The following is a 13439-nucleotide window of genomic DNA, read 5'->3' as shown; positions in this document are numbered from 1 at the left end:
CCATGCGTAGGGGTGAGCGGCCACGGCCGGGGCGGTCAGGATGCGGTGGGGACCGCCGCGTCGAGGCCGTGGGTGGCGATGAGCTGGGCGCTGCCGTCGGCCAGGCGGTAGGACAGCCCCACCACGGCGAGGCGGCCGGCGGCCACCGCATCGGCCAGGACGCGGGAGCGTTCCAGCAGCAGGTCCACGGTGTGCTCGATGTGCTCGGCCAGGATCTCGTCGGCACTCTCGCGTCCGGCGGCGCGGGCTGCCAGCACACTTGGGGTCACCCGTTCGACAACGTCCCGGACGAAGCCGCCCGGTGTCTGCCCGTGTTCCAGGGCGGAGCAGGCCGCGGCGACCGCGCCGCACGAGTCGTGGCCGAGGACGACGACCAGCGGCGTGTTGAGGACGCTCACGCCGAACTCGATGGACCCGAGGACTTCGGTACCGGCGACGTGCCCAGCAGTGCGGACCACGAACAGGTCTCCTAGGCCGCGGTCGAAGATGATCTCGGCGGCCAGCCGGGAGTCGGAACACCCGAACAGCACGGCGAAGGGCTGCTGGGACGGTGCGATCTCGGTGCGGCGGGTGGCGTCCTGGTTCGGATGCTCGGGGGTACCGGCGGCGAAGCGCTGGTTACCGGCCATGAGCAGGTCGAAGGCGTCGCGGGGCGTCGGAGTCTGGGTCATGGCCGCAGCCTACGAGGCGGCACCAGCCGTCGCAGCGGCTGGTCCCACCGGACGGCGCCGGGTCGGACGACGCAACCGCCCCCGGTAGCACCCCAGACGCCGGGCGAGGACGGTCTCCATGCGTAGCCTCAGCGCGCGGCGCCCCTGCCAGGCCCCGTAGAGGTCTTCAGCTGTCCGTTCGTCCTGCACACCCGTACAACGAGCGGGGCGCTGCTCGCACTTTCGGTTGAACGGGCCGTGCTCACTCGGCCGGCAGCCGGCCGACGTGGGTACCGGTCGCGGCTGAAGCGATTGCGCGGTGGCCAGGGGCTCGCGTAGGCCGGCGGGCAGCTCGGGGCGGCCGCGCCGCGGAGGTGGCCCACAGCAAAGGCTTGTGCTCGCATGTTGTCTTCGATGTCCCAACTGCTCTAGTGGGCCGGAAGGAGCCCACGCGTTTCCCACTGAAGGCGGATCCTGCGATGTCACTGCGCCGTTCCCTGTTCACTCTCACCGCTGCGGTGGGCCTGACCATGTCCGCAGCACTCACGGCACCAGCGACAGCGGCCCCCTCCGCTCCGACGGCCATCACCGCGTACCAAGACTGCCCGGTCAACCGGTTCTGCGTCTGGACGGAGGAGGACGGATGGGGCCAGATGTGGTATTTCCGAACGGGCTCCGACGACCTCCGCGACCAAGGGATAAACGACGACATCTCCTCGGTATGGAACAGAACGGGCGGGAGGTTCTGCACGTGGGTGAACATCAATCGCGACGGCGCCGTACGGCCTGTAGGGAACTGGCAGGGCAATACAGCCCAGTACAGCCGCAACAACAACATCAGCTCGTTGTAGGTACCAACAGCAGGAAATCCATGCTGATCACCCAGCGCTTTGATCGGCTGTAGCAGCCCAGCACGGCAAGGACCGCACCTCTGATGCTAATGGTGCGGGCCCTCGCTATGCCGGTGACCGCCGGATCAGCGCTTGATCCTGACACAGGGCATCCGTTCCGCATGGCCGCTGACCTCAGCACAGATCCGGTGCCGGTGGAAGAAGTTCGCGCTGAGCTTCCAGGTGGCGATCTCCTGCCTGTAGCGGCTCTGCTCCTTGGAGGCCAGGTGCTGCCACCCGCGGATCTTTAGTACGTACTCTCCGCCGCGTCAATCGCTGATCCGGGCCCGCGCGTCGTGGCCGCCAGCCGTCCAGGACCACCCCCACCTCACGCACGTGCACTCCCCCACCGATCACGCCGATGCTCGACCGGCCCGTCCTCGACCGTTCCGCTCGCCTGTGCCGGCGCCTGCCCCAGCGCACAGACCACCATCACCGATAACGCCACAACTAACGCTTTCGATCACTTTTTTCGCATACCTGGGTCAACGCCCGCTACCGCCGCATGTCATCGACCCTGCTGCTTCCTGACCCGTATGGTGACCGGCGCTGGCCCCGGGCGCTAGGGGCCGTTTTCGTCCGATGTTTCATCCCGGGATGGCATGTTGTGTGTTCGTCTTCGGATCGCGCCAGGAGATGGTGAGAACGGACAGGGGCGCAGTGGCCGGTTGATCCAGTAGGTGAGGGAGAGCTGGCCGACGGAGGCGTGGTGGACGTCCTCGCCCGGCGTTCCACTGGCGGAGAACCCCACGGGTCGGCCGCGGCGGCGTCCAGGACGTCCCACGCGGCCGGAGCCGGAGGAGAGGACCGCGTACGGCTGCTGTGCGGTCACCGGCGCCGTCGCCTTCCCCGGAGCACCGCCGCGTCGATGAAGTCGCTGTCGTCGTAGCCGCAGGCGACGAACCCATCGACGGCCGGGGCGGCGCGGCGGCCCCGCCATTCCTGGACGACCTCGTACAGCCCGGCGAGGGAGAACGTGCAGCGGGACTCCTCCAGCGCGGCCGCCCATTCCCGCTCGAAGGCCGGCACCCAGGTGTCGGCGCGGCTGTCGGTGCGCAGCTGGGCAAGAAGTTCGGGGAAGGCGCAGGACGGAAGTGTCTATTTCCTCTACGGAGCGCTCGCTACTGTCAGCCCACTCGGACCCGTAATGCACCGGGCCGCCGCTGAGTTCAACGCGCAGTCGCTCCGAGGGTATGTAGTCGTACCGCGGAATCCTGACCCACGAGAACTTCTTGGCGTCCGCGAGCTCCTTATCCGTCGGAATGTGCTCGCTTCGGTCCCTCTCCTGCACCACACGGAACTCAACCGTCTGCCCTTGCGCTTCGATCGTGAAGTGCGGATCGTGCGGAAGCCGGCGGTTGTCCCCCGGCCCCTCACCCAAGGTGCCGTCTGCTGGGCGTGCGGATTATGCGTACTGCGTCGCCGCCTGCCGGCAGAAGGTTGACCGCTGACGGACCACCGGCCCCGGCCATGCATGGGACTTCACCTTGCTTGCCCGGCGGGCGCGCGGCCCGGCGGGCAAGATATCAGGCCGACGGTCCGGGAGCCGGATTGCGGGGGCCCCCTGGGGGTAGCCCGGCGGGGTCCGAGCCCTCCTCGGCGGCGATAGCTCACGGCGCCCCCGGTTGACCGAACGGTCCCGGATCTGGAAGTCCATCGCAGCCTTCTCCCATCCGTCCCCCCATGGGAGACAGATGGGAGAAAGATCTTCCCAATCAAGGCCAGCTGCGGCTAGCTAAAGCTAAGTACGGCTAGTTTGCGGAGCGCATAGAAGCAGGTAGGACGCCGACCTGGCCTTGCGTCGACGCAACCGTTGATCCAGACGATCACGGTTCCCCCTCTTCCGTAGCCCTCTGTGGCTTGCCCGCAACACCCTGCCGGGGAAACCCCGCCGTGGCGACGGCGTTACCGGGGTGGGGGGATCCGGACCGGTTTGGGGGCCCGACGGTACGAAGCCGGGTTCGGGGGCAGCCGTATCCATGACGGGCGAAGCTCGTTGAGCAGGTAATCGCCAGGCCTACGGCATGGGCCGACGGCACAGGACAACTGGGGGTGCGCCGTGCGGCGGACAATTCTCGAACGGTTTCCGGCAGGAGATCCCCGCGGCAGCAGAGCTGCCGAGGAGTTCGCGGCCGCGCGCCGCGGCGAGGGCCTGGCGGCGGAGGTCGTGATGAATCTGGACCAGGACGTCTTCCTCGTGGTCGTACCGCAGCAGCCGGCCGACGCGGGGCGCTGACGGTCCGTCCGACTGCCTCCGGAGGGTGCCCCGCCTGACGAACGGGGCACCCTCCGGAGGCAGTCGGCGGGCCTGCGCTAACGCAGTGCGATCGCCGCGGCCGCGGCCCCGACCAGCCCCGCGTCGGTGCCCATCACGGCGGGCGCGACCGTGAGGCCCCGGACGAACGAGAGCGTGGCGTAGTCGCGCAGGCTGCTGCGCAGTGGCGCGAAGAGCACGTCTCCGGCGCCCGCCACTCCCCCGCCGATCACCGCGATGTCGATCTCGACCAGGGTGGCGGTGGCCGCGATCCCGGCCGCGAGCGCCTGGGCGGCCCGCTCGTACGAGGCGATGGCGACCGGGTCCCCGGCGCGCGCGGCGGCGGCGACCGCGGCGGCCGTGGTGTCGCCGTCCGGGCCGGGGAGCCAGCCGCCCTCCAGGGCCCGGCGCGCGATGTTCGGGCCGCTGGCGATGCGCTCGACGCAGCCGCGCGCTCCGCACGGGCACAGGTCGCCGTCCAGGTCGACGCTGATGTGGCCGATGTGCCCGGCGTTGCCGGAGGGGCCCGGGTGCAGGGTGCCGCCGAGGACGAGGCCGCCGCCGACGCCCGTCGACACGACGAGGCAGAGCGCGTTGTCGTAGCCGCGCGCCGCCCCGAGCCAGTGCTCGGCCGCCGTCATCGCGACCCCGTCGCCGACGAGGGCGACGGGCAGCCCGCCGATCGTCTTCTGCACCCGCTCCACCAGCGGGAAGTCGCGCCAGCCGGGGACGTTGACGGGGCTGACCGTGCCCGCGGCCGCGTCGACCGGCCCCGCGCTGCCGATCCCGGCGGAGCCCGCGCGCTCCCACAGCGGTGAGGCCGTCAGCTCGCCGAGCACCTCGTCCACGGCGCCCATCACCGCCTCGGCACCCTCCCGGGCGGGCGTCGGCCGCTGCGCCCGTACGAGGAGAGTTCCACCGCCGTCGACCAGCGCGCCGGCGATCTTGGTGCCGCCGATGTCGAGCGCGGCGACGAGGTCGGTATGCATCGGTGTGGCTTCTCCGGATGAGTGAAGGGCGGGACCTGCGGGTTCAGTCAATAGTCTGCACAGTCTCCATTGCGTTGACAACGTTGTCCAGGGCCTATGCTCGACGCCACAGCCTCCGTTCGTCTCCGCAGCAGGCTCCGCGGGCCGTCCGGAGGTGCCCGTTTGCCGCCCGAATGCCGCCCGAATCGCCTAACGTCACCCCGCCCGCCCTCGCCCGTATCCGACGACAGGACAGCGCACTGTGGACCGGACCACCCGTCATTCCGAGACCCGTTACGGCAACCGGCCGACCATGAAGGACGTGGCGGCCCGCGCCGGAGTGGGCCTCAAGACGGTCTCCCGGGTGGTGAACAGCGAGCCCGGTGTCACGCCCGACACCGAGCGCCGCGTGCAGGAGGCGATCGACGCGCTGGGCTTCCGCCGCAACGACAGCGCCCGCGTTCTGCGCAAGGGACGTACGGCCTCCATCGGCCTGGTCCTGGAGGATCTGGCCGACCCCTTCTACGGTCCGCTGAGCCGCGCCGTGGAGGAGGTGGCCCGCGCGCACGGGGCCCTGCTCATCAACGGTTCCAGCGCCGAGGACCCCGAGCGCGAGCAGGAGCTCGTGCTGGCCCTGTGCGCCCGCCGGGTGGACGGCCTGATCGTGATCCCGGCGGGCGACGACCACCGGTATCTGGAGCCGGAGATCAAGGCGGGCATCGCCACGGTCTTCGTGGACCGCCCGGCGGGCCGGGTCGACGCGGACATGGTGCTCTCCGACAGCTTCGGCGGCTCCCGGGAGGGCGTGGCCCATCTCATCGCCCACGGCCACCGCAGGATCGGGTTCATCGGCGACCAGCCCCGTATCCACACCGCCACCGAGCGCCTGCGCGGCTACCACGCGGCCATGACCGACGCGGGCATCACCGTCGAGGACTCCTGGGTCTCGCTCGGCTCCACCGAGCCCGGCCGGGTCCGGGCGGCCGCCGAGGCGATGCTCGGCGGGCCCGAGCCCGTCACCGCGCTCTTCGCGGGGAACAACCGGGTGACGGTGACGGCGGTCCGGGTGATCGCGGAGCAGGACCGGCCCGTGGCGCTGGTCGGGTTCGACGACATCGAGCTGGCCGATCTGCTCGGCATCACCGTCATCTCGCAGGACGCGGCGGCCGTCGGCAGGACCGCCGCCGAGCACCTCTTCCGCCGGCTCGACGGCGCGGACCACGCCCCGGCCCGGGTGGAGCTGCCGACCACGCTGATCCCGCGCGGTTCGGGCGAACTGCCGCCCGCCTGACCGCTGTCAGGCACCCGCGCGGAACTCCCGGGTGAGCAGGGCCAGGAGCCGCGCGGGCGCGTCCTCAGGGGTCGCGTGCCCCGCCCCCTCCACCCAGTGCAGCTCGGAGTGCGGGATCAGCGCGTGCAGCTGCTCGGCGAAGGGCGGGGGCAGGAACCCGTCCTCGCGCCCCCAGATGATCCGGGTCGGCACCGGCACGGACCCCAGCAGGTGCTGGAACTCGTCGGTGGCGGCCTGCTCCAGCTGCCCGTACTGGCGGTAGTACGCCGCCCTGCCCTCTTCACCGCGCCACGGGTCGAGATGGGCGGCCAGGACGTCCGGCCGGTAGCCGGAGTGGCTCGCGAAGCGAAGGTGGCTCTCGGCCAGCGCCTCGTGGGCGTAGACGGGGAGCTGCTCGAAGACGTGCGCGTTCTCCCGTACGAGCCGGAACAGGCCGGTCCCCCAGTCGCCGCAGGCCACCGAGTCGACCAGGGTGAGATTCGCGTACCGGGCACCTTCCAGCAGCAGCGCCCGCAGCGCCACGGCCCCGCCGATGTCGTGGGCGATCACCCTCGGGCTCTCCAGCCCCCAGTGGTCCAGGAGTCCGGTGAACACCCGTGTGTGTGCGGCCAGACGGAGATCCTGGCCCTCGCGCTGCTCCGACTGCCCGAAGCCGAGCAGGTCGAAGACGTAGACCTGGTGGTCCTGGGCGAGCGCCGGTGCGATCTCGCGCCAGATGCGCGACGAGAACGGGGTGCCGTGGAGCAGGACGACCGGGTCGCCCTCCCCCAGCACGTCCCAGCGGACCGTTCCGTCCGGGGTCTCGAATGTCCTGGTCAGATTGCCGTTCATGACACGCCTCCTGTTGTCGGGTGCAGAACCCTGCCGGACTCTCGACGTTACCAGAGCAAGCCGCTTGCCAGTAACGTTGATAAAGTGGGGATCATGCGACGGAACCCGGCACCCGCGGAACTCGAACCGGTCGAGGCGTTCTGCAACACGGCGACCCATCTCCACGGCGAGGACGAGTTCGCCCGGCCGGAGACGGCGAGCGGGTGGCTGCGTGCGCGCGGCTACCCCGAAGCGGTCGCCCCTGCCGAGCTGACGGCGCTCACGGAGGCCCGGGAGACCGTACGGGCGTTCCTCGTCGAGCGGACCTCGCCCGAGGCGCTCGACGCTCTCAACCGGCTGATCCACTCCGTGGCGGGCGCCCCGGTGGTGCGCCCGGACGGCACCCTCGCCCTGCGCCCGGCCACCGACGAGCCGGTGGCGGGGGTCGTCCGCACCGTGCTCGAAGCGCTGCTGCGGGACGGCCTGACCGGGCGTCACGCTGCCCGGCTCAAGGCCTGCGCGGCGCCGGAGTGCCGGTGGGTCTTCTACGACCGGGCGCCGTCGTCGAACGGCCTCTGGTGCGACATGGACGTGTGCGGCGCCCGGCACAAGATGCGGGCCTACCGTGCCCGTACGGGCGCTGCCGCCCGCCGGGACACCTGAGGCCCCGGGGCCGTTGGGGTGGCCGCCGGGCCCCTCGGGGCGTGGTGCCACCGGATCGGCGGGGGCGGTTCCTAACGTCGGCCGCTGACGGCCCCGGGACCGTACGGCACGCTCCGGCTCGCCGGGCGGCCGGCCCGGACGACGGGCCGTCACCTCCGTGGCGTCCCTCGTTCCGCCCGCCCCCGGTGCCGTGCGGACCGGGATGCGCCGTCCCTCTCCCCTCCCCGGGCCGGTACGGCAGCGGGCAGGGCATCCAGAACAGGTGCGTACCCATGATTCATGCGGCAACAGCCATCACCCCGCCCCGCGGTCCCGGCGGGCCGGGCCGGAGGCGTCTGCGGTGGCGGTCGGCGGCGCTGGCGGCGGTGATGCTGCTGTGCACGGCCCCGCTCGCCTCGGCGACGGACGGGGCGGCGGAGGGGCACCCACCGGTGCACGGCGCCGCGCCCCTGTACGTCTCCGACTACGCCGACAACGACGTGCTGCTCGTACCGCCCGGCGGGGGCGAGCCGGCCACGGTCTCGGCCGACGGCCTGACCCGTCCGACCGGGATGGTCCTCGACGCCTCGGGAGACCTGTACATCGCCGACACCGGCAACAACCGGGTCGTCCGGGTGCCCGGGGACGGCGGCCCGCAGACCGTCGTCCCCACCACCGGCCTCTCCCGCCCGATCGGTCTCGCGCTGGACGCGGCCGGGACGCTCTACATCGCCGACAGCTTCAACGACCGCGTGGTGAAGGTCCCCGCCGACGGGAGCGGGCAGGTCACCGTACCCACCACCGGGCTGCTCCACCCCAACGGTCTGGCGCTGGACGGCGCGGGCAATCTCTTCGTCGCGGACTTCGTCAACGACCGCGTGGTGAGGATCCCCGCCGACGGCGGTCCGCAGACGACCGCGCCCGCCACCGGGCTCTCCCAGCCGACCGGACTCGCCTTCGACCGGCGCGGGGATCTGTACGTCTCCGACAGCGGGAACGACCGCGTGGTGCTGCTGCCGGCGGACGGCGGACCGCAGCGGACCGTTCCGGTGACCGGGCTCAACTCCCCCTACGGCCTGGCCTTCGGCCCGGCGGGCACGCTGTACATCGCGGACTTCAACAACGACCGGGTGGTCGAGCTGCCGGTCCGCGGCGGCCAGCGGACCCTGCCCGTCGCGGGCCTGCACACCCCGGCCGGACTGGCCGTACCGCAGCCGGGGCGCGACGCCTACTGACGGCCCCTACGGAGCCGTGACCGTCAGGTCCCCCCGGCGCGGCGAGGAGAACGCGTCGAGGTCGGCGCGGGTCAGGCCGGTCAGCCGGGCGACCTCGGCGGTGTCCAGCGCGCCGCAGTCGATACCGCGCAGGAGGTAGCCGCTGAGGGCCTTGGCGGTGGCGGGCTCGTCCATGACGTCACCGCCGGCCTTGGCGACGTACGCGGCGAGCCGGGCGGCGGCGGGCTCAAGGCCCTCGCGGTAGAAGGTGTAGACGGCCGCGTAACGCGTCGGCAGGTGCCCGGGGTGCATGTCCCAGCCCTGGTAGTACGCGCGGGCCAGAGCGCGGCGGGTGAGGCCGTAGTGGAGCCGCCAGGCCTCGTGGACCTGAGCGGTCGGGCCGACGGGCAGGACGTTGGTGGAGCCGTCGGAGACGCGTACGCCGGTGCCCGCGGCGGCGACCTGCATGACGGCCTTGGCGTGGTCGGCGGCCGGGTGGTCGCTGGCCTGGTAGGCGGCGCTGACCCCGACGCAGGCGCTGTAGTCGAAGGTGCCGTAGTGCAGCCCGGTCGCCCGGCCCTGCGCGGCGTCGATCATGCGGGCGACGGCGGCGGTCCCGTCGGCGGCGAGGATGGACTGGCTGGTCTCGATCTGGATCTCGAATCCGATGCGCCCGGCGTCGAGGCCGTGGGCCTTCTCGAAGGCTTCCAGGAGCTGGACGAAGGCGGTGACCTGCTCGGGGTACGTCACCTTCGGCAGGGTCAGCACGAGCCCGTCGGGGAGCCCGCCCGCCGCCATCAGGCCGGTGAGGAAGACGTCGGTGGTGCGGATCCCCCGGTCGCGTACGCCGGCCTCCATGCACTTCATCCGGATGCCCATGTACGGGGCCGCGGTGCCGTTCGCGTACGCCTGTGAGACCAGCCGGGCGGCGCGGGCCGCGGCCTCGTCCTCCTCGGCGTCCGGGCGGGGGCCGTAGCCGTCCTCGAAGTCGATGCGCAGGTCCTCGACGGGCTCGCGCTCCAGCTTCGCGCGTACGCGGTCGTGGACGGGGCCCGCCAGCTCCTCGGGGATGCCGAGGACGGCGGCGAACGAAGAGGCGTCGGGGGCGTGTTCGTCGAGGGCGGCCAGCGCCTGGTCGCCCCAGGAGCGGAGGGTGCCGGGCTCGAAGGCATCGCCGGGTACGTAGACGGTGTGCACGGGCTGGCGGGTGCCGGGGTCTCCCGGGTAGCGGCGGGCGAGTTCCGCGTCGACCGCCGTGAGGGAGGCGCTGATCTCCTCGCTGACCGTACCGGCGAGGCTCGTTGCCACCTTCTCCTGCTGACCCATGACCGTACCCTCCACACTCTCGCTGTTTCCGCTTCCCGGAATCAACAATCCGTATAGTGAAGTTATAAGGCCGCTCGACCTGCGTCAATGGTGGCCTGGAACGGCTCTGGGCCGCGCGGTGTGGTCACCGTACGGCCCAGGACGGGTGTTGCTGGGGGTTCAGCCCTTGCGGGTGTTGATGTCTTCGGTGAGCTGGGGGACGACGGTGAAGAGGTCGCCGACGACGCCGTAGTCGACGAGGTCGAAGATCGGGGCCTCGGCGTCCTTGTTGATCGCGACGATCGTCTTCGAGGTCTGCATACCGGCCCGGTGCTGGATCGCACCCGAGATACCCGAGGCGATGTACAGCTGCGGCGAGACGGACTTACCGGTCTGGCCGACCTGGGAGGTGTGGGGGTACCAGCCCGCGTCCACCGCCGCACGCGAGGCGCCCACCGCGGCACCCAGACTGTCCGCGAGGGCCTCGATCAGCGGGAAGTTCTCCGCACCGTTGACGCCACGGCCACCGGAGACGACGATCGCGGCCTCGGTCAGCTCCGGACGCCCCGTCGACTCACGCGGCGTCCGCCCGGTCACCTTCGTGCCCGTCGCGGTCGCGCTGAACGACACCGACAGCGCCTCGACCGCACCGGCGGCCGCTACGGGCTCCACGGGGGCCGAGTTCGGCTTCACCGTGATGACCGGGACACCCTTGGAGACCCGGGACTTGGTCGTGTACGAGGCGGCGAACGCGGCCTGCGTCGCGACCGGACCCTGCTCACCGGCCTCCAGATCGGTGGCATCGGTGATGATGCCCGAACCGACCCGCAGCGCGAGACGCGCGGCGATCTCCTTGCCCTCGGCCGAGGACACCACCAGCACCGCCACCGGCGACACCACCTCGAACGCGGCCTGCAGCGCATCGACCTTCGGAACCACCAGATACCCCGCGAACTCCGGGGCATCGGCGGTCAGGACCTTCACCGCACCGTGCTCACCCAGCACCCCCGCGGTCGCCTCCGCACCCGCGCCCAGCGCGAGCGCGACAGGGTCACCGATCCGGCGGGCCAGCGTCAGCAGCTCCAGCGTGGGCTTGCGGACCGCACCGTCCACGTGATCGACAAGAACAAGAACTTCAGCCATGACAACGCACTCCAGACGAGAAAGGACGAGAGAGAAGGATGGGGAGGGAAGAGGAGCGGGCTAGATGAACTTCTGGCCCGCGAGGAACTCGGCGAGCTGCTTGCCGCCCTCGCCCTCGTCCTTCACGATCGTGCCCGCCGTACGCGCCGGACGCTCCGTCGCCGAGTCGACCGCCGTCCACGCACCCGCCAGACCCACCTCGTCCGCGTCCAGACCCAGATCGTCCAGGTCCAGGGACTCCACCGGCTTCTTCTTCGCCGCCATGATCCCCTTGAACGACGGGTAACGCGCCTCACCCGACTGGTCGGTCACCGACACCACCGCCGGAAGGGAGGCCTCCAGCTGCTCGGACGCCGTGTCACCGTCACGACGACCGCTCACCACACCGTCGTTCACCGCGACCTCCGACAGCAGCGTCACCTGCGGCACACCCAGACGCTCCGCGAGGAGGGCCGGCAGGACGCCCATGACACCGTCGGTGGAGGCCATCCCGCAGATCACCAGGTCATAACCGGTCTTCTCGACCGCCTTCGCCAGCACCAGCGACGTACCGATCACATCCGTACCGTGCAGATCGTCGTCCTCGACGTGAACAGCCTTGTCCGCACCCATCGACAACGCCTTGCGCAACGCGTCCTTGGCATCCTCCGGACCCACCGTCACCACGGTGATCTCCGCATCGTCCGCCCCGTCCGCGATCTGCAACGCCTGCTCGACCGCGTACTCGTCCAGCTCCGACAGCAGACCGTCGACATCCTCACGGTCCAACGTCAGGTCATCGGCGAAATGCCGGTCACCGGTCGCGTCGGGCACGTACTTCACACAGACAACGATCCTCAAGCTCACGCCGGCTCTCCTACTGCATCGTCATTTCTGGGCTGCCTTGTTGCACGCAGCATAGGCGCCTTACAGGGCCGTTTCCGGTCGGGCCGACCGGGCTCCCGGCCGATATTACTCGCCAGTACACCCAGTCCGTTACCCCTGAGCAAGCGCTCCGCACTGTGACCTTGCCTACGGCGGAAACGTCCCTGCACGCGTGGCCTGCTCGCCCTCAGTCTCGCAGAGCCGTGAACCGTCCCTGGTGGTAGAGCAGCGGCCGGCCGGGCCCCGACGGGTCGCCGGCCACGGCCTCCGCGATCACGATGCGGTGGTCGCCGGCCGGGATGCGGGCCACCACGCGGCAGACCAGCCAGGCGGAGACGCCGGCCAGCAGCGGAACGCCCTCCGGGCCGCTGCTCCACTCGGTGGACGGGCCGAAGCGGTCGGCGCCGCTGCGGGCGAAGGCGGCGGCCAGCTCCTGCTGGTGCTCGCCGAGTATGTGGACGCCGACATGCTCCGCCTCGGCCAGCACCGGCCAGCTGGAGGAGGAGGTCCCGATGCCGAAGGAGATCAGCGGCGGCTCGGCGGCGACCGAGTTGAGCGAGGTGGCGGTGAAGCCGACCGGCCGGTCGCCGGTCGCGGTGATCACCGCGACGCCTGCGGCGTGCCGGCGGAAGACGGCGCGCAGGAGCTCGGGCGAGGCCGTGAGGGAGGGGGCGAGTTCGGGCGAGGCCGTCATGGAGGTGTCCTTCTGCGGGAGAGGCGTAAGGGGCCGTGGTTGCTCAGGCACCCGGACAGCGCGCACTCGCGTGGCGTACGAGGTCCACATGGACCCGGCCGTAGAGAAGGAGTTCTGGCGGCATAGCGTCAGACTGACGATGCGTGGCGGGTGCAGTCAAGTGCGTCCCGCAATGTGGGAGATGCGTCACGGTCCGTCATATGGCCCGTCCCAGCGCCGCGACGACGTCGGCGGTCCGGGGCTGGCCGGATGCACGGCGGACCACTTCGCCCGCGCCGTCGAGCACGAGCACGGTGGGCGTCTTCGTGATGCCGAGCTGCCGCACGAGCGTGAGATGTGCCTCGGCGTCGATCTCGATGTGCGCGACCCCCTCGACCATGGCGGACACCTCCACGAGCGTGCGGCGGGTGGCCCGGCACGGCTGGCAGAAAGCACTGGAGAACTGGACGAGCGTCGCCCGTTCCCCCAGTTCCGCGCCGAGTTGGGACGCGTCGAGCCGTTGCGCGGGTGTTCCGCCGTCCACTGTCGCCTCCTGATCAGAGCTCTTCGCAAGGAGTCAGCACCGGCCGGGCCCAGGACATTCCCGCAGCTTGGGGGCGGCTCGCACGTGACGAGAATCTCGCCGCCCGGGCCCACCGGGACTGGCCACGGGCCCGCGCATGGGGCACCATCGCCACAATGCCGAAAACCTACGGCTGCGTAACTTCCGCCGGG

At 71.2% G+C, this 13439-nt stretch carries 13 protein-coding genes and 1 pseudogene; 5 read left to right on the top strand and 9 right to left on the bottom strand.

Going from position 1 to position 13439, the window contains the following annotated elements; all coding sequences use genetic code 11:
- Positions 1 to 35: 35 nt before the first annotated feature.
- Positions 36 to 671, bottom strand: coding sequence for a carbonic anhydrase (locus ACK8N7_RS33505; protein WP_403219924.1), 636 nt, complete (start codon positions 669 to 671; stop codon positions 36 to 38).
- A gap of 458 nt (positions 672 to 1129) precedes the next feature.
- Between ACK8N7_RS33505 and ACK8N7_RS33500 the strand changes: the two genes are divergently transcribed.
- Positions 1130 to 1501, top strand: coding sequence for a peptidase inhibitor family I36 protein (locus ACK8N7_RS33500; RefSeq protein ID WP_403219922.1), 372 nt, complete (start codon positions 1130 to 1132; stop codon positions 1499 to 1501).
- A gap of 867 nt (positions 1502 to 2368) precedes the next feature.
- On the opposite strand, the pseudogene ACK8N7_RS33495 reads toward ACK8N7_RS33500, so the two are convergent.
- A pseudogene (locus ACK8N7_RS33495) lies at positions 2369 to 2602 on the bottom strand (DUF6247 family protein); the annotation flags it as partial.
- 997 nt (positions 2603 to 3599) lie between these two features.
- Between ACK8N7_RS33495 and ACK8N7_RS33490 the strand changes: the two are divergent.
- Entirely contained in the window at positions 3600 to 3776 is a 177-nt protein-coding gene (locus ACK8N7_RS33490) for a DUF8839 family protein (RefSeq protein ID WP_176727615.1), read from the top strand.
- 77 nt (positions 3777 to 3853) lie between these two features.
- Here the strand turns inward: ACK8N7_RS33490 and ACK8N7_RS33485 are convergent, their stop codons facing one another.
- Entirely contained in the window at positions 3854 to 4783 is a 930-nt protein-coding gene (locus ACK8N7_RS33485) for an ROK family protein (protein WP_403219920.1), read from the bottom strand.
- A 241-nt stretch (positions 4784 to 5024) separates the two neighbouring features.
- On the opposite strand from ACK8N7_RS33485, the gene ACK8N7_RS33480 reads away from it, so the two are divergent.
- The gene (locus ACK8N7_RS33480) at positions 5025 to 6053 is read left to right on the top strand and encodes a LacI family DNA-binding transcriptional regulator (protein WP_015606976.1); all 1029 of its coding nucleotides are present in this window, start codon (positions 5025 to 5027) and stop codon (positions 6051 to 6053) included.
- A gap of 6 nt (positions 6054 to 6059) precedes the next feature.
- On the opposite strand, the gene ACK8N7_RS33475 is transcribed toward ACK8N7_RS33480, so the two are convergent.
- The gene (locus ACK8N7_RS33475; RefSeq protein ID WP_403219918.1) at positions 6060 to 6884 is read right to left on the bottom strand and encodes an alpha/beta fold hydrolase; all 825 of its coding nucleotides are present in this window, start codon (positions 6882 to 6884) and stop codon (positions 6060 to 6062) included.
- A 93-nt stretch (positions 6885 to 6977) separates the two neighbouring features.
- On the opposite strand from ACK8N7_RS33475, the gene ACK8N7_RS33470 reads away from it, so the two are divergent.
- A complete protein-coding gene (locus ACK8N7_RS33470) occupies positions 6978 to 7526 on the top strand; it encodes a CGNR zinc finger domain-containing protein (protein ID WP_403219916.1) in 549 nt (182 codons plus the stop codon).
- Between the two features lie 356 nt (positions 7527 to 7882).
- A complete protein-coding gene (locus ACK8N7_RS33465) occupies positions 7883 to 8740 on the top strand; it encodes an SMP-30/gluconolactonase/LRE family protein (RefSeq protein WP_403219926.1) in 858 nt (285 codons plus the stop codon).
- Positions 8741 to 8746: 6 nt separating this feature from the next.
- Here the strand turns inward: ACK8N7_RS33465 and ACK8N7_RS33460 are convergent, their stop codons facing one another.
- From ACK8N7_RS33460 to ACK8N7_RS33440, 5 genes are all read right to left on the bottom strand, one after another.
- The gene (locus ACK8N7_RS33460) at positions 8747 to 10045 is read right to left on the bottom strand and encodes a DUF6986 family protein (RefSeq protein ID WP_403219914.1); all 1299 of its coding nucleotides are present in this window, start codon (positions 10043 to 10045) and stop codon (positions 8747 to 8749) included.
- Positions 10046 to 10204: 159 nt separating this feature from the next.
- On the bottom strand, positions 10205 to 11167 hold the full coding sequence (locus ACK8N7_RS33455; RefSeq protein ID WP_500444829.1) for an electron transfer flavoprotein subunit alpha/FixB family protein: 963 nt from the start codon (positions 11165 to 11167) through the stop codon (positions 10205 to 10207).
- 60 nt (positions 11168 to 11227) lie between these two features.
- Positions 11228 to 12013, bottom strand: a complete 786-nt coding sequence (locus ACK8N7_RS33450; RefSeq protein WP_403220013.1) for an electron transfer flavoprotein subunit beta/FixA family protein — start codon at positions 12011 to 12013, stop codon at positions 11228 to 11230.
- A 205-nt stretch (positions 12014 to 12218) separates the two neighbouring features.
- Entirely contained in the window at positions 12219 to 12725 is a 507-nt protein-coding gene (locus ACK8N7_RS33445; RefSeq protein ID WP_403217582.1) for a flavin reductase family protein, read from the bottom strand.
- A 196-nt stretch (positions 12726 to 12921) separates the two neighbouring features.
- Entirely contained in the window at positions 12922 to 13248 is a 327-nt protein-coding gene (locus ACK8N7_RS33440; protein ID WP_403217583.1) for a TlpA family protein disulfide reductase, read from the bottom strand.
- Between the last annotated feature and the right edge of the window lie 191 nt (positions 13249 to 13439).

The sequence above is a fragment of the Streptomyces griseobrunneus genome (assembly GCF_046713465.1).
Classification (GTDB): domain Bacteria; phylum Actinomycetota; class Actinomycetes; order Streptomycetales; family Streptomycetaceae; genus Streptomyces; species Streptomyces microflavus.
The sequence above is the reverse complement of the archived record's forward strand: the minus strand, read 5'-3'. Positions and strand labels throughout refer to the sequence as shown.